Source organism: Streptomyces sp. NBC_00667 (assembly GCF_036226825.1).
Lineage (GTDB): Bacteria > Actinomycetota > Actinomycetes > Streptomycetales > Streptomycetaceae > Streptomyces.
In genome coordinates this window covers 3535163-3557200 of sequence record NZ_CP109022.1, presented here as the reverse complement: position 1 = coordinate 3557200, position 22038 = coordinate 3535163, and the positions used below count along the sequence as shown (strand labels likewise).

Sequence of the window (22038 nt, the reverse complement as noted above, 5' to 3'; positions counted from 1 at the left end):
GGACCGAGGAACTGACACGCCATGACGGCCACCGCCCCCACCCCGGCCCGCGCCCGCGCCACGGCATTCCTGCCACGGCTCGCGCTGGTCCTCGCAGCCCTGCTGGCATCCCTGTTCACCGCGGCCGGCCCGGCCACGGCACACGCCGCACTCACCGCGAGCGACCCGAAGGACGGGGCGGTGGTCGCCACGGCACCCGCCCAGGTCACCCTCTCCTTCTCGGAGCAGGTCGCCATGGGCGACGACTCGATCCGCGTGATGGACCCCCAGGGCAAGCGGGTCGACACCGGCGAACTCCGCGACATGTGCAGCGGGTCCACCATCCGCTACGGCACCGCCCTGCATTCCGGGCTGCCCAACGGCACGTACACGGTCGCCTGGCAGGCCGTTTCCGCCGACAGCCACCCTGTTTCCGGTGCCTTCACCTTCTCCGTCGGCGCTCCGTCGGCCACTCAGGTCGCCCTTCCCACGCAGAAGGCGGGCGGCGGACCCGTGGGCATCGCCTACGGCATCGCCCGGTACGCCGCCTACATCGGCTTCACCCTCCTCGTCGGGGGCGCCGCCTTCATCCTGCTGTGCTGGCGGCGGGGCTCGGCCGAGCGACCGTTGCAGAAGCTGGTGATGCGCGGCTGGGTACTGCTCACCGCGGCCACCCTGGCGATGCTGATGCTCCGCAACCCGTACACCGGGTCGGGCAGGTTCGCCGACGCCTTCGACCTCGTCGGACTCAAGGCTGTCCTCGACACCAAGGCCGGCGCCTCGCTCGTGTCGAGGCTGCTGCTGCTCGGGGCAGCGGCGCTCTTCGTGGCGGTGCTCTTTGGTGCTTACGCGCGCCGGCAGCAGGTCGCCGCACAGGACGGGAACGTCGAGCCGGTTGAAGGTGACGGGGCAGGCGGGGCCGAGGGGGCGGTGGACGAACGCAAGGACACGAGCGACCTCGCCTTCGGACTCGGTGTCGGAGGGGCCGTCGTGGCCGGTGGTATCGCCGCCACTTGGGCCCTGTCGGAGCACGCCTCCACCGGTATCCAGCCCGGGATCGCGATGCCGGTCGACATCCTGCACCTGCTCGCTGTCGCCACCTGGCTCGGAGGTCTCGCCGCGCTGCTGGTCGCCCTGTACAAGATCCCCGGCATCGAGCGCGAGGCCGTCCGGCGTTTCTCGCAGGTCGCGTTCCTCAGCGTCCTGGTGCTGGTCGTCACCGGCGTCTACCAGTCCTGGCGGCAGCTGGGCAGCTGGTCCGCCCTGACCGGCACCAGCTACGGGCGGCTTCTACTGATCAAGATCGCGCTCGTCGGCGTCCTCGTCGGCATCGCCTACCTCTCCCGGTCCTGGACCGCTCGGCTCTCGGATGGCCGGACGGAGGCGGCGCAGGGGGATGTTTCACGTGAAACACAGCTGAATGTTTCACGTGAAACATCGAAGCGTGAAGCAGCACCTGCCGAAGCGGAGGTAGCGGAAGCGGAGGTAGCGGAAGCGGCGCTGGTGACGGTCCCCGCCGACCCGAGGCGTGTCGCCCAGTTGGCACGGCAGCGCACCGCCCGTGAGAACGCCCGATCCAGGCAGGTGCGGGACGCCGACCCCGGGCGCGCCGGTCTTCGCCGCTCCGTCCTGGCAGAGGCCGCCGTCGCGATCGCGTTGCTGGCCGTCACCACCGTCCTGACCAACACCGAGCCGGGGCGCACCGCGGAACTGGAGACGGGACGGGGCTCGACGGCGGCCACTGCCGTCCCCAACCGGCCCATCAAGATCACGCTGCCCTTCGACACGGGTGGCCCCCAGGGCAAGGGCACCATCCGGCTGGAGCTCGCTCCGGGCCGGGTCGGCGCCAACGGCCTCCACCTGTGGGCGGAGAATCCCGACGGACAGCCCCTCGACCTCCCCGAGGTGAAGGTCTCCTTCACCCTCCCCTCCAAGGAGATCGGTCCGCTGCCGGCCCTTCCCGACCGCGCGGCTCCGGGACACTGGAGCGCGGACGGCGTACAGCTGCCGCTCGCGGGCGAGTGGCGCATCGACATCACCGTCCGGACCTCCGACATCGACCAGACGACCGTCCAGAAGAACGTGAAGATCGGCTGACCAGCGTGACCCACAGCACCGAGAGCAACCCCGACATCGAGATCTCGCGGCGCCGCCTGCTGGGCACGGTGGGCGCCGCGGGCGCCGCCGGTCTGGCACTCGGCGCCACCGGCGGCGCCCTGGTGCACTCCGCACTGGCCGACTCCCCGGAGGCCGGGTCGAAGGGCGGCGTGGGGACCGCCGCCTCGCTCGGCGCGACCCGGATCGCCTTTCACGGGGACCACCAGGCCGGCATCACCACCCCGCTCCAGGCCAAGGGGCACGTCCTCGCCTTCGACCTCGCGCCCGGCGCCGGGCGTACGGAAGCCGCCGCCCTGATGCGCCGCTGGTCGGACACCGCCCGGCGGCTGATGGCCGGCGAGACCGCCCCCACGGCCGACACCGGGATCGCCCTCGACGCCGGGCCCTCGTCCCTGACCGTCACCTTCGGGTTCGGCCATTCCTTCTTCGAGCGCACCGGACTGGCCTCCCGCCGGCCGACCGCCCTCGACCCGCTGCCGGACTTCTCCTCCGACCGGCTCGACCCCCAGCGCAGCAATGGCGACCTCTGGATCCAGATCGGCGCCGACGACGGGCTCGTCGCCTTCCACGCCCTGCGGGCCCTGCAGAGAGACGCCGGGGAAGCCGCTCGGGTCCGCTGGCAGATGAATGGCTTCAACCGGTCCCCCGGTGCCACGAGCACCCCGATGACCGCCCGGAACCTGATGGGCCAGGTGGACGGCACCGCGAACCCGAAGCCGGCCGACCCCGACTTCGACAAGCGGATCTTCGTGCCGGCCGCGGGCCCCGGCCCGGCCGAGCACTCCTGGATGGCGGGGGGCTCCTACGCCGTCGTGCGCCGGATCCGGATGCTGCTCGACGAGTGGGACAAGCAGTCCACCCTCCAGCAGGAGCAGGTCATCGGCCGTACCAAGGCCACGGGTGCCCCTCTGACCGGCGGAAGCGAGACCTCGAAGATGGACCTCGCGAAGCTGGGCGCCGACGGCAAGCCGGTGATCCCGGCGAACGCGCACGCACGGATCTCAGCCCCCGAACAGAACGGCGGGGCCGCCATGCTCCGCCGACCGTTCTCCTTCCACGACGGCATCGCCCCCGACGGCTCCCCCGACGCCGGTCTGCTGTTCATCTGCTGGCAGGCCGACCCGCTGCGCGGCTTCGTGCCCGTCCAGCGCAAGCTCGACCGGGGTGACGCGCTGTCGGAGTTCATCAGGCACGAGTCCAGCGGCTTGTACGCCGTCCCGCCCGGCCCGCGGCCCGGGGAGTACGTCGGGCAACGGCTGCTCGAAGGGTGAACATCCCGCCGGGCGAGACCGCCCCGGCATTAGGCTGATCGCATGTCGGCCACCCGCTTCACCTATCTCGGTCCCGAGGGCACCTTCACCGAAGCCGCCCTGCGTACGCTGCCGGAAGCCGCCACCAGGGAGCTCGTCCCGATGGTGTCGGTGCCGGCCGCCCTGGACGCCGTCCGCAACGGTGAGGCAGCCGCTGCGCTGGTGCCGATCGAGAACTCGGTGGAGGGCGGGGTGACCTCCACCCTGGACGAGCTGGCTTCCGGCGAGCCGTTGATGATCTACCGCGAGGTCCTGCTGCCCATTGCGTTCGCGCTGCTCGTGCGGCCCGGGACCAAGCTGTCGGACGTCAAGACCGTCACCGGGCACCCGGTGGCGCAGCCGCAGGTCCGCAACTGGCTGCGTGCGCACCTGCCCGACGCGGTGTGGGAGTCGGCCGCCTCGAACGCCGACGGTGCCCGGCTGGTACAGGAGGGCCGCTTCGACGCTGCCTTCGCCGGAGAGTTCGCCGCCGCCACGTACGGGCTGGAGCCGCTGGTCACCGAGATCCACGACGCGGAGAACGCCGAGACCCGCTTCGTGCTCGTCGGCCGCCCCGCGCGGCCGGCCGCTCCCACCGGTGCCGACAAGACCTCGGTCGTACTGTGGCTCGGGGACGACCACCCGGGCGCGCTGCTGGAGCTCCTGCAGGAGTTCGCCGTCCGAGGGGTCAACTTGATGCTGATCCAGTCCCGGCCGACAGGTGCGGGCATCGGCAACTACTGCTTCGCGGTCGACGCCGAGGGCCACATCTCCGACCGTCGGGTCAGTGAGGCGCTGATGGGTCTCAAGCGCACCTGCCCCCAGGTCCGCTTCCTGGGCTCCTACCCCCGCGCCGGGGTTGCTGTGAGTGACGTACGCGCCGCGCGGCCGGGCACCTCGGACAGCGACTTCACCGATGCCTCCGACTGGCTGGGGCGCTGTCTGGACGGGCGGCCGTAGCACTCGTCCACTGTCCACAGAGTTATCCACAGGCCGAGACGCGCGCCTGGGGACAAGTCGACAGTGCAGCGCGACAAGGTCGACAAATCGGCCGGGGACCTCAGGTTTCACGCAAGAGAGCGCTGGGTGAACGGCGTCACCCCGGTATCGCCGATCAACTCTTTGGGGCGAGTCATTCCCACCCGAATGAGTGTGTGAGGGTGGTTTGAACCTTGATTCCCGGCGAGCGCCCACCGGTCGGGAATGATCTATTTCCGTGTCCACAGATCCGGCGCACAGCCTGTGGATAAGACGGCTCCGGAGGGAATTCCTGTGGACAAGGAACGCCCTCCGCCCTGTTCAGGGACTGCCCTTCGCCAGCGGTGTGACCGCTTTCCGGGCAAAGAATCCGCTTTTTACGAGCCGCCCCGGAAGCGCTGAGGCGAACCCGCCCAGCGAGAGGGACGGCAGTTATGCATTCACCTCAATCGGGACATAGTGACCCGCAACGTGATATCGATGTGATCCCCGGAACCCCGGCCCGGTAGCCTGGAGGGGTGATTGACCTCCGGCTGCTCCGTGAAGACCCTGACCGTGTCCGCGCCTCGCAGCGCGCCCGTGGAGAGGACGTCGACCTTGTCGACGCACTGCTCTCCGCCGACGAGCGCCGCAGGTCCTCCGGCATGCGCTTCGACGAACTGCGCAATGAGCAGAAGTCGCTCGGCAAGCTGATCCCCAAGGCCTCGCCGGAGGAGCGGGCCGAGCTGCTGACGAAGGCCGAACAGCTCAAGGCGGACGTCAAGGCTGCGGAGGCCGAGCAGAACGAGGCGGACGAGGCGGCCAAGCAGCTTCTCCTCCAGCTCGGCAACATCGTCCACAGCGACGTACCGGTCGGCGGCGAAGAGGACTTCACCGTACTGGAGACGCACGGCACGATCCGCGACTTCGGAGCCGAGGGCTTCGAACCCAAGGACCACCTCGAACTCGGCGAGTCCCTCGGCGCCATCGACGTCGAGCGCGGCGCCAAGGTGTCGGGCTCCCGCTTCTACTACCTCACCGGCGTCGGCGCCCTGCTGGAACTGGCCCTGGTCAACGCTGCGATCGCCCAGGCCACCGAGGCCGGCTTCATCCCGATGCTGACCCCCGCGCTGGTCCGCCCGCGCGCCATGGAGGGCACCGGCTTCCTCGGCCAGGCCGCGGAGAACGTCTACCACCTGGAGAAGGACGACTACTACCTGGTCGGCACCTCCGAGGTACCGCTCGCCGCGTACCACATGGACGAGATCATCGACGCGGACAAGCTGCCGCTGCGTTACGCCGGCTTCTCGCCGTGCTTCCGCCGCGAGGCCGGCACGTACGGCAAGGACACCCGCGGCATCTTCCGCGTCCACCAGTTCGACAAGGTCGAGATGTTCTCGTACGTCGCACCGGAAGAGGCCGAGGCCGAGCACAAGCGGCTCCTGGAGTGGGAGAAGCAGTGGCTGACCAGCCTGGAACTCCCCTTCCAGGTCATCGACGTCGCCACCGGTGACCTGGGCGCTTCGGCCTCCCGCAAGTTCGACTGCGAGGCCTGGATCCCGACCCAGGGCAAGTACCGCGAGCTGACCTCCGCCTCGAACTGTGACGGCTTCCAGGCCCGCCGCCTGTCGATCCGCTACCGCGACGGCAAGAAGACCCAGCCCCTGTCCACGCTCAACGGCACCCTGTGCGCGGTTCCGCGCACGATCGTGGCCATCTTGGAGAACCACCAGCAGGCTGACGGTTCCGTCCGGGTGCCCCCGGTGCTCCGGCCCTACCTGGGCGGCCGTGAAGTCCTGGAGCCGATCACCAAGTGAGTCCCGCCCCGTTCCCGTACAAGCTCGTCGCGACGGACCTCGACGGCACTCTGCTCCGCAGCGACGACACCGTCTCGGAACGCACCCGTGAAGCGCTCGCCGCGGTCACCGCGGCGGGCGCGGCGCACATCATCGTCACCGGCCGGGCCGTGCCCTGGACCCGGGGCGTACTGGACGACCTCGGATACGACGGGATCGCCGTGTGCGGGCAGGGCGCCCAGGTCTATGACGCGGGCGCGCACCGCCTGCTGACCTCGGCCACGCTGGACCGGCAGCTGGCAGGGCTGGCACTGTCCAAGATCGAGGCCGAGGTGGGTCCGCTGGCCCTCGCCGCCAGCCGGGACGGGGTGGACGGCGAGGTGCTGTTCGGGCCCGGGTACCAGGTGCAGGAGGGCCTGCCGGCGCTCTACCTGGAGGACACCTCCGCCGTGTGGAGCGCCCCGCTGAACAAGCTGTACGTACAGCACCCCGGCATGGACGACGACACGCTCGTCAAGGTGGCCCGGGAGATCGTGGGCAACCTGGTGGACGTCGTGATGGCCGGCCCGGGGATAGTCGAAATACTGCCGCTCGGGCTGACGAAGGCCACCGGCCTGTCGCTGGCCGCACGGCGCCTGGGAGTGAAGGCGGCGGAGACCATCGCCTTCGGCGACATGCCCAACGACATCCCCATGTTCGCCTGGGCGGCGCACGGCGTCGCGATGGCCAACGCCCATCCGGAACTGAAGGCCGTGGCCGACGAGGTCACGACGTCTCACCAGGAGGATGGCATCGCCGTGGTGCTGGAACGCCTGTTGGATGCTGCCTGACGGCGGTGGCCCAAGCAGGGAAGGTCCGGAACGGCCCGCGTCCTGGGACGCGCTCGAAGTGGCTGTTCCGGACCTTTTGTTACTCCCCGCACGCCTCACTCTGCCCCGCCCGCAAGCCGCGTACCAGTGAATTTCCGCAGGTCCCGAGATCATGTTTCACGTGAAACATGCATGGTCGGCCGCGACGCGATCCCGTGCGGGTGACGGGTCAACGGCCAGGCGAGGAGACCGACGGCGAGCGAGATCGCGTGCCCCAGATCGGTGAAGGTGCCGCCCGTGAAGAGCGGGATCCCGAAGAAGGCGACGATCCCGGCGAGATAGAGCCATCTCCACGGGCCGGGCAGCCGGTACGTGAGGACCCCGGCGGCGGCCGCGAGTCCGTAACTCACACCGATGTCGACGACATGGACCATGCTGCGCGGGGCCCGGTGGTCCTGGATGGCCAGGAGGACCACCCTCTGGCTGATCAAGGTGGCGGTGATGTGGGCGGCCGCCACGATCACCAGCCAGCGCAGCGTGCCGAGCCAGCGCTCGACCGGGGCGTGGAAGACCTCGAAGAGAACGGCGTACTGGGCGAGCGAGGCCGGGTTCTCGATCCAGAAGGCGCTGGATACCAGGGCCCGTACCGGGTGCCGGGTGAGTTCGTGGATATTGCTGCTGTTGCGGTGGAGCAGGACGTGCTCCAGGCGGTCGGGCGCGACCACGACGATGACGCTGGTGACGGCGATGATCAGCAGCCAGATGTGCGTACCGGGCGAGGAACGTATCCAGGACCACAAGGGCCTGGACGGCTCGGCCTCTGGGTGAGGCGTCATGCCCCGATGATGCCCGGCGTGCCTGTGCCCCGCCTGGCCGGTGGGCCGGGCGGGGCACAAGGGGGGCGGGATGCGGGGAGAGGGCTACTCCTCGCCGGCCAAGGTCAACCTGCGGAGCTTCTGGCCGGCGTAGACCGTGGCCCCTACGGTGACCACGACGAGCAGGACGGCGGCGGTCGGCAGCGCCACGGTGGCGTCGACGTACCCTTCTCCGGCGATCTTCTCCGCCAGGGACAGGGACCACTGCTGCACGCTCAGCGTCTTCGCGCCGGAGACCAGGCTGCCGAAGAGCGACTCCCAGATCAGGGCGTAGACCAGGCCGAAGACGACCGCATGCCGGCTGACCGTGCCCAGGAGCAGGAACAGCGCGCTGTACGCGATCGAGGCGACCAGGGCGGCGACGGTGTAGGCGACGGCGATCTGCTGGCCGTTGCCGTTGAGGATGAACCCGGCGATCAGCGTGGGGATGGCGGAGAACGCCATGGTGACGGCGATCGCCACGATCAGCTTGGTCATGATGATCGTCGGTCGCTTCACCGGCTTGGAGAGCAAGTAGACGATCGAGCCGTCATCGATCTCGGGGCCGATGGCACCGGTGCCGGCGATGACGCCGATCAGCGGGACCATCGTCGCGAGGGCGAAGCCGCCGAGCAGGTCCGCTGCGACCTTGTCGTCCACGCCGGTGAGGGCGCGGACGGCAACGGAGATGAGGATCAGCAGTGCGGGCAGGGCGAAGAGGATCAGCGCACGCCTTCGGCCGAGCAGGGCACGGTAGGTGAGCCGGGCAACGGTGGGGTTGTACATGAAAGCCAGCTCCTCAGGCCGTGACGAGGTAGGAGAAGACCGACTCGAGGGACTCGTCGGAGGGGGAGACCGTCAGCAGCCGGATGCCGGACGCACGGGCGACCCGCGGCAGCAGTTCGGTGAAGCGGCCGAAGTCGACGGCCTGGATGCGCAGGGCACCTTCCTTGAGGTCTACCTCGATACCGGCCGTGGAGGGGTCGGCGATGAGGGCCGCTGCGAGCGCCCGGTCGTCGGAGGAACGGATGAGGTAGCGGTGGGGGCGGTCCGTCATCAGGCGGCGGATCTTGCGGAAGTCACCGGAGGCGGCGTGCCGGCCGGCGACGACCACCTCGATGTGCGAGGCGAGCTGCTCGACCTCCTCCAGGATGTGGGAGGAGAACAGCACCGTGCGGCCCTCGTCTCCCATCCGCCGCAGCAGTTCCATCAACTGCATGCGCTGGCGGGGGTCCATACCGTTGAACGGCTCGTCGAGGAGCAGCACGGACGGCTCGTGGACGAGGGCGGAGGCCATCTTCACGCGCTGGCGCATGCCCTTGGAGTACGTGGAGATCTTGCGGTCCTGGGCGTACTCCATCTCGACGGTGGCGAGCGCCCGCTGCGCGGCCGCATCGTCAAGCCCGTGGAGTTCGGCGTTGGCGACGACGAACTCGCGACCGGTGAGGAAGTCGTACATCGCTTCGCGTTCGGGCACGACACCGACCTGCTTGTAGACCTGTTCGTTGCGCCAGATCGGCGTGCCGTCGAGGGTGACGGTGCCCGTGGAGGGCGCCAGGAAGCCGCCCATCATGTTGATGAGGGTGGACTTCCCGGCGCCGTTGGGACCGAGCAGTCCGGTGACGCCGGGACCGATGCGCATGGTCACGTCGTTGACGGCGACGACGTTCCCGAACCAGCGGGAGGTGTGGTCGATGTCGATGGTGGTCACAGCCCGGCCTTCCGGTAGCGGGCCATCAGGGCGGCGTAGGAGCCGGCGATGAGGGCGAGGATGACGAGCAGGTAGACGGTGCCGGCGTCGGCGCCGGGGCCCTCACCGCCGGGGAATCCGGAGGTCGCACCGAGGAAGGCCGTCTGGAAGCCGTCGATCAGGGTGATCGGGGAGAACAGGCCCATCCACTCGATGGCGCCGGCGGAGCCGGTGTTCCAGGCGATGCCCTGTACGGCGGTCACCGCACCGTAGGGGATCAGGAGCACGGCGATGATGGCGGCGACGCCGAACCCGCGGCGCGGCGTCAGAGCGGCCATGACCAGGCCCACACCGGCGAACAGCAACGACAGCAGCAGTACGGACACCAGTCCCTGCCCGAATCCCTTGGTCTGGTACCCGAAGTCGAACTTCGCCAGCAGCGAGCCCACGTACATGATCAACAACGGGGTTGCGGTGAGGATGAACAGCGCCGACGCCATGGCCGCGTACTTCGCCACGACGTAGTCGACGCGCTCGATGGGCCGCGAGAAGTAGAGCGGCACCGTCTTGAAACGCAGGTCCCGGGAGACCGACTGCGGCGCCTGGGAGGCGAGGTACAGACCGATCACCACCTGGGTGGTCAGGGCGTACGTCGTGTACTTGACCGGAAGGTCGGTGGAGCCCGGTACCGCGATGGCGACGGCGACGAGGATCAGCGCGGGAACGCACATCACCGCGAAAAGGATCATCGGCAGCACTTTGGACTTGGCGGAACGGCCGAGCCCGTAGGCGCCGCGCAAGGACTGCGAGAACAGCGACTTGCGCCCGTAGGCGCGGCCGAGCCGGGCGCCGTCGTAGGACCGGTAACCGATGTTGTGGATCTGGGTCGAGGTGTCAGGCGCCATCGGAACCGGCTCCCTTCTGCTGGTGGATGTCACTGTGGCCGTTGTCGCGGAAGACCTCCGCGATGTGGTGGCGGCGCTGCTCCATGCGGACCAGGCCGATACCGAGGTCGGCGACGGTGTCGCGGACCTGGTCGTACGTCTGCTCGCCCGTCGCCTCCACGAGGAGGATGTGGCCCGCTCCCGGCAAGCCCTGTTCGTCGGCCGCGTGCAGGGTGAGGCCCGCCTCGGTGAGCGCCTTGCGCAGGGCGGCACTGCCGTCCGGGTGTGCGTCGGAGTCGGTGACCTCCACCGCCAACGTCGCGGTGTTCTGCGTGAAGTCGCTGGTGGAGCTGGAGCGCAGCAGCTTGCCGCCGTCGACCACGACGACGTGGTCGCAGGTCCGCTCCAGTTCCCCGAGGAGGTGCGAGGTGACGAGGACCGAGATGCCGAAGTCGGTGTGGACACGGCGGATGAGGCCGAGCATCTCGTCGCGGCCGACCGGGTCCAGGCCGTTGGTGGGCTCGTCCAGGAGGACCAGCTGGGGGTCGTGGACGAGGGCCTGGGCCAGCTTGACCCGCTGCTTCATGCCCGTGGAGTACCCGCCGATGGGGCGGTAGCGCTCTTCGTAGAGCCCCACGTGGCGCAGCGTGTCAGCGGTCCGCTCCCGCGCCGCGGTCGGCGGCAGCCCGGACATGCGTGCCATGTGCACGACGAACTCGGTGGCCGAGACGTCGGGGGGAAGGCAGTCGTGTTCGGGCATGTAGCCGACGCGTTCGCGGATGGCGCTGCCATGCGTGGCGACGTCGAGTCCGAGTACGGCGGCACGGCCCTCGGTGGCGGGGGACAGTCCCAGCAGAATCTTGATCAGCGTGGACTTGCCGGCTCCGTTGGCGCCCACCAGGCCGGTAACGCCGGGCCCGATGTCCAGGGAGAGCCGGTCGAGAGCGGTCACTCGGGGGTACCGCTTGCTCAGGCTTTCGGTCGCGATGACAGTCACGGCTTCGACGTTAGTGGTGCGGAGCACCGCGATCGTCAGACCTGGAGCGGGACCCCGTCTCCGCCTTGAGGACTACGGACCCTGACAGAAGTCTTACGCGGACGGGGGAGCCCCCGCGCGGTGGCTGCGGGCCCAGGAACTTTATCCACAGGTCTGTGCACGGCCCTTGACGTGACCTCTGGTCATTGTCACATTCATCAGTGTCAAGTTACGGACGCGTACGGCTATACGGACGGGCGGCTGACATGGCTGGGGACACCACGCAACGCACGAGGCACGGCACCACGCTGACACGCTCGTCGCTCACCGCACGTTCCACCGAGCTGCGCGGGTTCCGGGAGGTGCAGCGCCTCGCCTACGAGTGCGCCGAGACCGTCGCGGCGCAGCTGCGTGCCGGGGTGACCGAGCGGGAAGCGGCGCGCATGCAACGGGAATGGCTGCGTGAGCGCGGGGTGCGAGACTGGTTCCACATGCCGTTCGCCTGGTTCGGGGACCGCACCGCCTTCGTGAACTTCAAGATCCCTCTTCAGTTCTTCCCGACGAACCGGAGGCTGGAGCCGGGGATGCCGTTCATCCTCGACATGGCCCCGGTCTACAAGGGGCACGCCGCCGACATCGGCTACTCGGGCAGCCTCGGGCTCAACCCCGTCCAGGACCGCCTGATGTCCGACCTGCGGCCTCATCGAGAGCTGATCTTGAAACAGGTCCGGGAGCGGCGCCCGCTGCGCGAGATATACGAGAACGTCGAGCGGCTCATGACCCGCCAGGGCTACGCCAACCGGCATCGCGCCTACCCCTTCGGCGTGATCGCGCACAAGATCGACCGGGTCAAGGAGCGGCGCTGGTCACCCACCGCCTTCGGATTCGGCACCCAGTCCCTCAAAGGCCTGGCGAGCGACGCCCTGCACGGGCATCGTGAGGGCTGGTCCCCGCTGTGGAGCCCGTACCACTTCTCCGACCACCCGCCGCAGCCCGGACTGTGGGCGGTGGAGCCGCACCTGGGCTTTCGGGGGACCGGCGCGAAGTTCGAGGAGATCCTGGTCGTCACCGACTCCCGGGATCCCGAGGAGAGCGCCTTCTGGCTGGATGACGATCTGCCGCACGTGCGGCGCTGGGCTGAGGAGAACGCGGCATGAGCGGCATGAACGGGGCAGGGCTCACGGGGGCGCGCGAGCGCCGGGTGCGCACCGGCGGCGTCGACCTGTGTGTCGTCGAACTCGGTGAGGCCGGCCGGCCGACCGTGGTGCTCGTGCACGGCTACCCGGACAGCAAGGAGGTCTGGTCGGAGGTCGCCGAAAGGCTGGCCGCGCGCTTCCACGTCGTGCTGTACGACGTACGGGGCCACGGGCACTCCTCGGCACCGGTTCCGCTGCGCGGCGGCTTCACCCTGGAGAAGCTGACGGACGACTTCCTGGCTGTCGCCGACGCGGTCAGTCCGGACCGGCCGGTGCACCTGGTCGGGCACGACTGGGGCTCCGTCCAGGGCTGGGAGTTCGCCACGGTCGCCCGTACCCAGGGCCGGATCGCCTCCTTCACCTCCATGTCGGGACCCTCCCTCGACCACTTCGGGCACTGGGTCAAGGAGCGGATGGCGCGGCCCACCCCGCGGCGGGTCGCCCAGGTCCTGAACCAGGGCCGCAAATCCTGGTACGTGTACGCACTGCACACTCCCCTGCTGCCGGAGCTCGCCTGGCGCGGGCCCCTCGGCAAGCGGTGGCCCGGGATGCTCCAGCGCGTCGAGAAGGTCCCGGCCAGCGACTACCCCACCGCCTCTCTGCCCTCGGACGCCGCGCACGGTGCCTGGCTCTACCGCGACAACGTACGGCCCCGCATGCGCCGGCCGCGCGCCGATGCGTACGCGCACGTACCGGTCCAGCTGATCGTCCCGACCGGGGACGTGTTCCTTTCGGAGAGGCTCTACGACGGGCTCGAACGGTGGGCCCCGGATCTCGTGCGGCGGACACTGGCCGCCCAGCACTGGGTGCCCCGGACCCGTCCGGACCAGGTGACCGCCTGGATCACGGAGTTCGTCACCGCCACGGAGGAGCCCGCGACGCGCGCGCCGGAGCGGAAGGCGCCGGGCAAGTACACCGACCGGTTCGGTGGGCAGTTGGTGCTGGTCACCGGCGCTGCCAGCGGTATCGGACGGGCCACCGCCTTCGCGTTCGCGGAGGCCGGGGCGCGGGTGGTGTGCGTGGACCGGGACGGCGAGGGCGCGGCACGCACCGCCGAGATGGCCCGCCTGGTGGGCGCTCCGCAGGCCTGGGGGGAGTGCGTCGACGTCAGCGACGAGCAGGCGATGGAGAAGTTGGCGGCGCGGACCGCCGCCGAGTACGGGATCGTGGACGTCCTGGTCAACAACGCCGGGATCGGGCTCTCCGGCCCCTTCCTGGAAACCACTTCGGAGGACTGGAAGAAGGTCCTCGACGTCAACCTGTGGGGCGTCATCCACGGCTGCCGGATTTTCGGGAAGCAGATGGCCGAGCGCGGCCAGGGCGGGCACATCGTCAACACCGCTTCCGCCGCCGCCTACCTGCCGTCCAGGACGCTGCCCGCCTACAGCACCTCGAAGGCGGCGGTCCTGATGCTGAGCGAGTGCCTGCGCGCCGAGCTGGCGTCGCAGTCGATCGGCGTCTCGGCGATCTGTCCCGGCATCGTGAACACCAACATCACCGCCACCTCCCGGTTCGCCGGAGTGGACGCGGACGAGGAGAAGCGCCGCCAGGAGCGTTCCTCCCGGCTGTACGGGCTGCGCAACTTCCCGCCGGAGAAGGTCGCCGACGCGATCATGCTCGCCGTGGTGCGGAACGAGGCCGTCGTACCGGTGACCCCGGAGTCCAAGGGTGCCCTGTGGATGTCCCGCTTCGCACCGCGCACCCTGCGGCGGATCGCGAAGCTGGAGCCCCGGCTGTGAGCCCGGCCGGCTTCCCCGCCCGCACGGAGCCCGGCACGGCCGTATCCGGCTACCTGCGGCGGTCGTACCATCCCTCGCAGGAGGGCTCGCTGCGCACGGCGGTCGAGCACCTGGCGGCGTCACCTGCCGCCCGGGCCGCGGCGGGCGCGGCCGGCCGAGCAGCCATGTCGTAGGGAGCCGGGATTGTCCGATCAGGCGCTGGCCGAGTACCGGATCGAGGATCTGGCGCATCACAGCGGGGCGACGGTCCGCACGATCCGCGCCTACCAGGACCGCGGGCTGTTGCCGAAGCCGGAGCGGCGCGGCCGCTCCAACGTCTACCGGGACACCCATCTGGCGCGGCTGCGCCAGATCGCGGACCTGCTGGACCGTGGCTACACCCTCGCGTCCATCAAGGAGTTGCTGGAGGCCTGGGACGCCGGGCGCGGACTGGGCGGCGTACTGGGTCTGGTCGCCGAGGTACACGGGCCCTGGACCGACGAGGAGGCGGCACGGATCAGCCGGGCCGAACTCGACGAGCGGTTCGGGGGCAGGCCCGACGACGACGCGGTGGGGGAGGCGTGCGAGCTGGGGGTGCTGGAACGGATCCCCGGGCGGCCCGATGAGTTCCTCGTCCCTTCCCCACAGGAGCTGGCGGTGGCCGCCGAACTGCACGCGGCCGGGGTGCCCCTGTCAGCGATCACCGGGCATCTGCGGGAGCTCCGCGGCCAGGTGGAGCACATCGCCTCGCGGTTCCTGGAGTTCACCACCGAGCACGTCTTCGCACGCTACCTGGGGCACGTCCCGCCCACGGACGCGGACGCCGCGGAGGCGGCGACGATGGTACGGAGGCTGCGCCCGTTGGCACAGCAGACGGTGGACGCCGAGCTCGCGCGGGCGATGCGGCTGTTCGCCACCCGGCACCTGCAGCGGCACCTGGGCACCGTCGGAACGGCACAGGCACCGGGACCGTCGACGGTGCCGCTGCCCGCCGAGACGGTGCGGGCGGTGCAGGACCTGGTCGGTCCCGAACACGTGGGGGAGTTCGTCCGGGCCGCCACCGAGCGGGAACTCCAGGCGCGGACCATGAACGAGCTGGCCAGCCGGGGCAGCGGCCGGTAGCGCTCGATCAGTAGTCCACAGGGCGAATCGCGCTCTTGCCGCCAAAACCCGCCGAACCGGCTGTGGACAACTCGGCCGTCCCTGTGGGCAACCAGGGCGGCATCTCATATCGCGAGCGACTCCGAGGCATTCGTGCGGGGGAAATCAGCCACCGGCGTGGCCGGTTCGGTCGCATCCGACGCACCGGGGGCGACATCCGGGAGCGCCGTCCCGGCACCACCGCGCCCGGTTCCGCGCCGGGCGCCGTAGAGCAGCGCGGCGAGCGCGAGGCCGAGGGCTCCGCCGAACAGTTGGGCGGCGACGAACCCGGGCAGCGACCGGGGCGCGATCCCGGTGAACGAGTCGCTGAAGGCACGTCCGACGGTGCCGGCCGGATTGGCGAAGGATCCCGAGGAGGTGAACCAGATGGCTGCCGCGATGTACGCGGCGACCGCCGCCGGAATCAGCCGCGGGCGACCGACGTGGCCGAGGCCCTGGATGACCAGCACCAGTCCGGCGGTCGCGACGACCTCACCGACCAGCAGGTGGCCGCCGTCGCGGACCTGGGTGGCGAAGGTTCCCGGGACGCGGCCGAACATGACCTCGGCGAGGACGGCCCCGCCGATCGCGCCGGTGGTCTGGGCCGCGGTGTACACGAGGACCTCCCGGCCGCCCACGCCCTCGCCACCGGACCGCCGCGCCCACCAGGAAGTGAGGGTGACGACCGGGTTGAGATGGGCGCCGGACAGCGGGCCGAGCAGAGTGATGATCAGACCGAGGCCGATGGCGGAGGCGAGCGAGTTGGCGACGAGTGCGACGCCGGCGTCACGACTGAGGGCCTTGGCCTGGATCCCGGAGCCGATCACCACCACCAGCAGTCCGGCGGTGCCGATGAGCTCGGCCGCGGCGCGGCGCGGCAGTGAAGCATCGATTGGCATGGTTCCCTCCCCCTGAGATGCGACTAATCGGAAAATGTATTCCGTATCTTGGAATCGCGGTAGGGGCGTCCGGCTCACGGGACCGGCGAAAACCCGCTGCACACTCCCGCTCGCAAGCGGCACCCTGGGACGATGGACGACAGACGCACCGTGAAGGTGTCCAAATACGTCTCGAAACACCTGCGGCACCGGCCGGAACGGATCGGACTGGTGCTCGATCCACAGGGCTGGGTGGAGATCGACGACCTGCTCCGCGCCGCCACGACCCACGGGTTCCCGTTCAGCCGGGCCGAGCTCGACCACGTCGTCGCAACCAACGACAAGCAACGCTTCGCCGTCGAGGGCACGAGAATCCGGGCCAACCAGGGCCACACCGTCACGGTGGACCTCGGCCTGCCCGAGGCCGAACCGCCCGCGTACCTGTACCACGGCACCGTGGCCACCGCTCTGGACGCGATCCGCTCCGAGGGCCTGCGGCCGATGGCCCGCCACCACGTACACCTCTCGGCCGACCGGGAGACCGCGACCCGGGTGGGCGCCCGGCGCGGTCGGCCGGTCGTCCTCGCCGTGGACGCCGCCGCGATGCGCGCGGCCGGACACGCCTTCCGGATCAGCGCCAACGGCGTATGGCTGGTCGATGCGGTACCGCCGCCGTTCCTGCGCTTCCGGTAGCCGCGGTTCGTGGCGTCCGGTAACCGCGGAATTCGCGCGGAGATTGTCAGATCATCCCCCTACCCTGTTCCTCAATTCCGGGATCGGTGAGGGGGGCACCTCGCGATCGCCGAACCACTCACGCGACACACGAGGTGATGCTGCATGACGTCCACGACCCCGGCGCAATCGTCGGCCCCGCCCGACCCGGCGGCCAACAGCTTCCAGGTAGACCTGCGCGGCCTGGTCGACCTGCTCTCCCACCACCTCTACTCCAGCCCTCGCGTCTACGTGCGCGAGCTCATGCAGAACGCCGTGGACGCCATCACCGCACGTCAGGCCATCGAGCCGGACGCGCAGCCCCGGATCCGGCTGTGGGCCGCGGACGGAGCGGTGGGCATTTCGGACAGCGGCATCGGACTGACCGCCGACGAGGCGCACTCCCTGCTCGCCACCATCGGCAGGAGCTCCAAGCGCGGCGGCGAACACGGCCTGGAGACGGCGCGCAAGGACTTCCTCGGGCAGTTCGGCATCGGTCTGCTCGCCTGCTTCGTCGTGGCCACCGAAATCCGCGTCATCACGCGGTCCGCGCGCGACCTCACCGCGCCGCCCGTCGAGTGGCTGGCAAAGGACGACGGCTCGTACACCGTCCGCGAGCTGGACCACGACGCCGGACACGAACCCGGTACCACCGTCTTGCTGCGTGCCCGCCACGGCGCCGAGGAGTGGATGGTCCCCGCCAAGGTCGAGCAACTCGCCCGGGACTACGGCTCGCTGCTTCCCTACGACATCACCTTCCAGGCGGGACCCGACGCCGAACCGCGCTCCGTCACCGACCGCCCGGCCGTGTGGGACCGCCCCTATCCCACCCCGGCTGCCCGCCGCGTCGCGCTGGCGGCCCACTGCGCACAGGCCTTCGGATTCACCCCGCTCGACAGCATCGACCTCGACCTGCCCGTGGCCGGTGTGCGTGGCGTCGCCTACGTCCTGCCCGAACCGACCAGTCCCGCACACCGGTCCGGCCACCGCGTCCACCTCAAGGGCATGCTCCTCACCGACCAGGCGAGCAACCTGCTGCCGGACTGGGCGTTCTTCGTCCGCGTCGTCCTGGACACCGACACACTGCGTCCCACCGCCTCCCGCGAAAACCTGTACGACGACGAGACCCTGGCCGCCGTACGGGAAGCGCTCGGCTCCCGCATCCGGACCTGGCTCGCCGAGCTGGCCGCGAGCGAACCCGAGCGGCTCGCAACCTTCCTGGGTGTCCACCACCTCGGCGTGAAGTCCCTGGCCCGGCACGACGCCGAACTGCTGGGCCTGATGCTGCCGTGGCTGCCGTTCGAAACCAGCGACGGCTCTATGAGCCTGGAGGAGTTCGCGGCCGCGCACAGCGACATCCACTTCACGCGCACCGTCGAGGAGTTCCGCCAGATCGCTCCGATCGCGGCGGCCCACGGGCTCGGCGTCATCAACGCCGGCTACACCTACGACGCCGACCTGCTGGCCTTGTTGCCCGCCGTACGCCCCGACCTCAAGGTGACGGAACTGGACGCCGGAGCCGTCACCGAGCGCCTCGACCCCGTCCCCACCGACGTCGAACTCGCCCTCGCCGGATTCCTCTCCAGCGCACGCACCCGACTCGAAGCACAGGGCTGTGACGTGGTGTTGCGCGCCTTCCAGCCCGTCGCCGTCCCCGCGCTCTACCTCGACGACCGCCAGGCCCGGCAGGAGCGCGACCGCACCGCGGCCCTGGACAGCGCCGATTCGCTCTGGACCGGGATCCTCGGCGCCCTGCGCGGTTCCGCACCGCGCGCCCGCTTGGTCCTGAACCACAACAACCCGCTGATCCGACGCATCGCCGGCCTCCCCGACGAGGCCCTCACCGGAACCGCCGTCGAGTCGCTGTACGGGCAGGCACTGCTGATGTCCCAGCGACCGCTGCGCCCCGCCGACTCGGCCCTGCTCAACCGGGCGTTCCTGGGGCTTCTGGAATGGGCGACCCACTCCCACGACGCCCAGGAGGGCCACAAGTGACGACCCTGACACGCGAGGAGATCGAGCGCGGCCTGGCGGAGAACCGTCACGCGCCCGGGGGCGCGGCCCGCAATGCCCACGCCGAGGTGCTGGCAGGCGCGGCCGAGGCGAGCGGCGACGCCGCCCTTTTCCGTGAGGCGCTGGACAACCTCATCAACGCCTACCTCTACAGCGCCGAGTCCCCGAAGCTGCTGGTGCCCTTCGCCCGGCTGCTCCAGGAGTACGACAAGGACCCCGGTGCCTTTTCCGAAGGCGCCACGCACTCGCTGTTCTGGCAGTTCAAGTGGGTGGCCACGGCCATCGGCAACTCTCCCGACATTCCTCTCGAGTCCGCCGCCGGCTGGCTGGAGGACATGGAGCGCCGCTACCGGATCGCCGGTTACAGCGAACGCCCCGTACGCGAGGCCGAGATGTGGCTCGCCGACGCGACCGGTGACGACGAGCGGGCCGAACGCGCCTTCCGCGCCTGGCGCGGCACCGATCGCGACCAGATGAGCGACTGCCACGCCTGCGAGGACAACAGCCAGGGTCAGTACGCCGTTCTGCGCGGCGACGACGCCCAGGCCCTGGACGTCTGGAAGTACGTGCTGGAAGGGCAGCGCGTGTGCGCCGAGGAGCCCCACCGGGTCCTGGCCACCTCGTTGCTGCCCTTGCTGCGAGTCGGGCGCTTCGATGAGGCCCGCTCCCACCACCTGCGCGGCTACCGTCTGGTCCGGGGCAACGAGAGCCTGCTGCCCTCGGTCGGGAAGCACATCGAGTTCTGCGCGCTCACCGGCAACGAGTCGCGCGGCCTGGAGATCCTCGCCGAACACGCCCCCCACATGAGCCCGCTCGGCAACGACCGCGACCAGCTGGTCTTCCACGGCGGTGTCCTCGTACTGCTGCGTCGGCTGCGGGAGCTGGGGCACGGACAGAGCCCGGCCGTCGCCTACGACGGCAGACTGCACAGCGTCTCCGAGCTGTACGAGATCCTCCTCGCCGGCTCGCTGCACACTGCCCGGCGCTTCGACGCGCGCAACGGCACGACCCGGGTCTCCGACCGGTTCCTCGCACGGATCGCGCAGGAGCCGCTGGTCGGGATGCTTGCGCTGGGCGTGCGCAGCCCTTCCCTGCCGTCCACGACGGCGGCCGCTCCAGCGCCCGCACCTGCCGGCGCGCGGACCGAGACCGTGACGGGCGACCTCAGCGAGCTCGTCGGCCGGGCCAGGGCGGCACGCGAGCAGGGGCGTCCGGCCGCCGACGGGCTCTGGAGCCAGGTGGCGGTACTGCTGGACGCGGGCCCACAGGATGCAGTCGACCCGCTGGTCTCGGCCGATGTCGCAGACCACCGGGCGCTGACCGCCGCGCGCGCCGGATCGGTCGACGCCGCGGAGCAGCTGACAGCCGTGCGCGATACCTACCGGGCGCTCGGGCAGGCGGAGCGGGCCGCGCTCGCGGAGCTCCGTCTGGCGACCGTGGCCGCGCAGTCGGGCGCCGAGCCCGACAAGATCCGCGCTCTGCTGGGCGTGGCCCTGAGGGCCGCCGAGGCGCTGGACCCGGCGGACCCCGTACGGACCCGCCGGATCGCGCTCGCGGAACTGGCGTCGATCCGCGTGGGCTCGTACCTGCGCTCGGTCGAGGAACCCCGTCAGGGCGCGGGGCACGGCCACGCGCCCGGGGAGGATCACGGGCACGGTGAACTGTCGGCCGAGCTGAACGCCTTCGTCGCCGCCTACGCGCAGGCGGTTCCCGATGTGGTGGCGGAGGCGGAGGAGGTGCTGGGCCGCGTGGCGCTCGCCCAGGACGACCCTGAGCGTGCCCTGCCCCTGCTGGCCTCAGCCGCGGCTCGGGCGATCGGCGCGGGCCGTCCCTGGATCGCCGTTGATCCGCTGGTGCTGCGGGCCGGCGTGCTGTCGTCACTCGGCCGGCCCGGGGAAGCCGAGGAAGCGGCCCGTTCCGCATGGGAGAACGCCGCGGAGGTGACCGACGCCGAGACACAGGGCGTCGTACGGCTCACGCTCGCCGACATCCTTTTGCGCCGCGCCAACGCACAAGAGGGAGCCGCCGAAGACGCACGAAAAGGTGCCGCGGAGCAGGCGGCCGAGCACGCGCTCACGGCGGCCCACTGGTTCGACCAGGCCGGTCTCAGCGCCGATGGCGGCGCCCAGGCCCGGCTGCTGCTTGCCCGCGCCTATGCCCGCACCGGCCGGACCGCCGAAGCGGCGGAGGTACTGCAGTCGGCGATGCCGGATCTGCTGGAGCACGGAGACGGTCAGGCCGTCGCCGCCCACGAGTTCCTCGGTGATCTACTGCGCGAGCTACGGGAATGGCGTGCCTCGGCGGAGCAGTACGTGCAGGCGGCGGAGATCAGCAAGGAGTGGGAGGACCCTCGTCCGCAGGCGCGCTTCGCCCAGTCGGCCGCCGATCAGCTCTCCAGCGCGGAACTGGTGCCCGAAGCGGTCGCCGCCTATGAGCAGGCCCTCCAGCTCCACCGGCAGGCGGGCGGCGCACCGATCGCCGAAGTACGCATCCTGCGTTCGCTGGCCTGGCTGGGACTGCGTCCGGACGTGACCGGGGCGGCCGTGGCCTCTGCCCGGAACCGGATGGACGAGGCGGCCGACGTACTGGTGTCCGCGCTCGCCCTCGACCCCCAGTCTCGGGAACTGCGGGCCGAGCTCGCCCAGACCTGGCATCAGCTGGCGCAGGTGCTGGACCGTTGGGTGACTTCGAGGGAAGCAGCCGCCAGGGAAGCGGCCGGTGCCGACGCCGGCCCGGATGCGGAAGCGCAGGGCGCGGCCGAGGCCGAGACGCTGCGACTGGAGGAGATCCGGCTGTGGGAGCAGGCGGCCGGTCTCTACGCCGAGCTCGGCCCCGACCTCGTCCAGGACCGCCTCCAGTGCCTGAACAACGCCGCTTGGACCGAGCACGAGCGGGGCCGCCCCAAGGCGGGCGCCGAGCGGATTTCGGCCCTGATCGAGGAGATCCGGGCGCTGCCCGAGGGGACCGTGCCGGAGTGGGTGCTGCCGCAGGCTGAACGGATCGTCACAAGCCTGCTCTCCTGACGCGAGC

At 70.5% G+C, this 22038-nt stretch carries 17 protein-coding genes and 1 pseudogene; 12 read left to right on the top strand and 6 right to left on the bottom strand.

The window, feature by feature from the left end:
• Nucleotides 1–21: 21 nt before the first annotated feature.
• From OHA81_RS16525 to OHA81_RS16505, 5 genes are all read left to right on the top strand, one after another.
• Nucleotides 22–2076, top strand: coding sequence for a copper resistance CopC/CopD family protein (locus tag OHA81_RS16525; RefSeq protein ID WP_329196773.1), 2055 nt, complete (start codon nucleotides 22–24; stop codon nucleotides 2074–2076).
• Entirely contained in the window at nucleotides 2073–3368 is a 1296-nt protein-coding gene (gene efeB, locus OHA81_RS16520; protein WP_443056773.1) for an iron uptake transporter deferrochelatase/peroxidase subunit, read from the top strand. The genes OHA81_RS16525 and efeB overlap by 4 nt, the downstream gene beginning before the upstream one ends.
• Before the next feature lie 42 nt (nucleotides 3369–3410).
• Entirely contained in the window at nucleotides 3411–4346 is a 936-nt protein-coding gene (gene pheA, locus OHA81_RS16515; protein ID WP_329196769.1) for a prephenate dehydratase, read from the top strand.
• Between the two features lie 536 nt (nucleotides 4347–4882).
• Nucleotides 4883–6160: a serine--tRNA ligase gene (gene serS / locus OHA81_RS16510; protein ID WP_329196767.1), complete on the top strand. Its 1278-nt coding sequence runs from the start codon at nucleotides 4883–4885 to the stop codon at nucleotides 6158–6160.
• A complete protein-coding gene (locus OHA81_RS16505; RefSeq protein WP_329196765.1) occupies nucleotides 6157–6969 on the top strand; it encodes an HAD family hydrolase in 813 nt (270 codons plus the stop codon). Before serS ends, OHA81_RS16505 begins: the two co-directional genes overlap by 4 nt.
• 149 nt (nucleotides 6970–7118) lie before the next feature.
• On the opposite strand, the gene OHA81_RS16500 is transcribed toward OHA81_RS16505, so the two are convergent.
• The 5 genes from OHA81_RS16500 to OHA81_RS16480 all read right to left on the bottom strand — a co-directional run bounded on the left by OHA81_RS16500 (nucleotide 7119) and on the right by OHA81_RS16480 (nucleotide 11373).
• On the bottom strand, nucleotides 7119–7784 hold the full coding sequence (locus OHA81_RS16500; RefSeq protein ID WP_329196763.1) for a rhomboid-like protein: 666 nt from the start codon (nucleotides 7782–7784) through the stop codon (nucleotides 7119–7121).
• A gap of 84 nt (nucleotides 7785–7868) precedes the next feature.
• A complete protein-coding gene (locus OHA81_RS16495) occupies nucleotides 7869–8588 on the bottom strand; it encodes an ABC transporter permease (RefSeq protein ID WP_329196761.1) in 720 nt (239 codons plus the stop codon).
• 13 nt (nucleotides 8589–8601) lie between these two features.
• Nucleotides 8602–9513, bottom strand: coding sequence for an ABC transporter ATP-binding protein (locus OHA81_RS16490; RefSeq protein WP_329196760.1), 912 nt, complete (start codon nucleotides 9511–9513; stop codon nucleotides 8602–8604).
• Nucleotides 9510–10397 carry an ABC transporter permease gene (locus OHA81_RS16485; protein WP_329196759.1) on the bottom strand — a complete coding sequence of 296 codons (888 nt, stop codon included), beginning with the start codon at nucleotides 10395–10397 and terminating at the stop codon, nucleotides 9510–9512. Before OHA81_RS16485 ends, OHA81_RS16490 begins: the two co-directional genes overlap by 4 nt.
• Nucleotides 10387–11373 carry an ABC transporter ATP-binding protein gene (locus OHA81_RS16480; RefSeq protein WP_329196757.1) on the bottom strand — a complete coding sequence of 329 codons (987 nt, stop codon included), beginning with the start codon at nucleotides 11371–11373 and terminating at the stop codon, nucleotides 10387–10389. Before OHA81_RS16480 ends, OHA81_RS16485 begins: the two co-directional genes overlap by 11 nt.
• Before the next feature lie 245 nt (nucleotides 11374–11618).
• Between OHA81_RS16480 and OHA81_RS16475 the strand changes: the two genes are divergently transcribed.
• The 4 genes and pseudogenes from OHA81_RS16475 (at nucleotide 11619) to OHA81_RS16460 (ending at nucleotide 15388) form a co-directional block, all read left to right on the top strand.
• A complete protein-coding gene (locus tag OHA81_RS16475) occupies nucleotides 11619–12509 on the top strand; it encodes a M24 family metallopeptidase (protein WP_329196756.1) in 891 nt (296 codons plus the stop codon).
• 5 nt (nucleotides 12510–12514) lie between these two features.
• Complete coding sequence (locus tag OHA81_RS16470) at nucleotides 12515–14287, top strand: SDR family oxidoreductase (protein WP_329202321.1); 1773 nt, start codon at nucleotides 12515–12517, stop codon at nucleotides 14285–14287.
• Between the two features lie 32 nt (nucleotides 14288–14319).
• Nucleotides 14320–14460: pseudogene (locus OHA81_RS16465) on the top strand (metal-dependent hydrolase); the annotation flags it as partial.
• Between the two features lie 10 nt (nucleotides 14461–14470).
• The gene (locus OHA81_RS16460) at nucleotides 14471–15388 is read left to right on the top strand and encodes a MerR family transcriptional regulator (RefSeq protein ID WP_329196752.1); all 918 of its coding nucleotides are present in this window, start codon (nucleotides 14471–14473) and stop codon (nucleotides 15386–15388) included.
• 104 nt (nucleotides 15389–15492) lie between these two features.
• On the opposite strand, the gene OHA81_RS16455 is transcribed toward OHA81_RS16460, so the two are convergent.
• A complete protein-coding gene (locus OHA81_RS16455; RefSeq protein ID WP_329196750.1) occupies nucleotides 15493–16305 on the bottom strand; it encodes an aquaporin in 813 nt (270 codons plus the stop codon).
• A gap of 132 nt (nucleotides 16306–16437) precedes the next feature.
• On the opposite strand from OHA81_RS16455, the gene OHA81_RS16450 reads away from it, so the two are divergent.
• The 3 genes from OHA81_RS16450 (at nucleotide 16438) to OHA81_RS16440 (ending at nucleotide 22031) form a co-directional block, all read left to right on the top strand.
• Nucleotides 16438–16977 carry an RNA 2'-phosphotransferase gene (locus OHA81_RS16450; protein ID WP_329196749.1) on the top strand — a complete coding sequence of 180 codons (540 nt, stop codon included), beginning with the start codon at nucleotides 16438–16440 and terminating at the stop codon, nucleotides 16975–16977.
• 144 nt (nucleotides 16978–17121) lie between these two features.
• On the top strand, nucleotides 17122–18990 hold the full coding sequence (locus OHA81_RS16445) for an HSP90 family protein (RefSeq protein ID WP_329196747.1): 1869 nt from the start codon (nucleotides 17122–17124) through the stop codon (nucleotides 18988–18990).
• On the top strand, nucleotides 18987–22031 hold the full coding sequence (locus OHA81_RS16440) for a hypothetical protein (protein WP_329196745.1): 3045 nt from the start codon (nucleotides 18987–18989) through the stop codon (nucleotides 22029–22031). The genes OHA81_RS16445 and OHA81_RS16440 overlap by 4 nt, the downstream gene beginning before the upstream one ends.
• Nucleotides 22032–22038 lie beyond the last annotated feature (7 nt).

Excerpts from the sequence above, each read along its gene's own strand:
- OHA81_RS16525 (WP_329196773.1), top strand. The coding sequence starts at position 22 with ATGACGGCCACCGCCCCCACCCCGGCCCGCGCCCGCGCCACGGCATTC.
- pheA (WP_329196769.1), top strand. The coding sequence starts at position 3,411 with ATGTCGGCCACCCGCTTCACCTATCTCGGTCCCGAGGGCACCTTCACC.
- OHA81_RS16500 (WP_329196763.1), bottom strand. The coding sequence starts at position 7,784 with ATGACGCCTCACCCAGAGGCCGAGCCGTCCAGGCCCTTGTGGTCCTGG.
- OHA81_RS16495 (WP_329196761.1), bottom strand. The coding sequence starts at position 8,588 with ATGTACAACCCCACCGTTGCCCGGCTCACCTACCGTGCCCTGCTCGGC.
- OHA81_RS16485 (WP_329196759.1), bottom strand. The coding sequence starts at position 10,397 with ATGGCGCCTGACACCTCGACCCAGATCCACAACATCGGTTACCGGTCC.
- OHA81_RS16475 (WP_329196756.1), top strand. The coding sequence starts at position 11,619 with ATGGCTGGGGACACCACGCAACGCACGAGGCACGGCACCACGCTGACA.
- OHA81_RS16470 (WP_329202321.1), top strand. The coding sequence starts at position 12,515 with ATGAACGGGGCAGGGCTCACGGGGGCGCGCGAGCGCCGGGTGCGCACC.
- OHA81_RS16455 (WP_329196750.1), bottom strand. The coding sequence starts at position 16,305 with ATGCCAATCGATGCTTCACTGCCGCGCCGCGCCGCGGCCGAGCTCATC.
- OHA81_RS16450 (WP_329196749.1), top strand. The coding sequence starts at position 16,438 with ATGGACGACAGACGCACCGTGAAGGTGTCCAAATACGTCTCGAAACAC.
- OHA81_RS16445 (WP_329196747.1), top strand. The coding sequence starts at position 17,122 with ATGACGTCCACGACCCCGGCGCAATCGTCGGCCCCGCCCGACCCGGCG.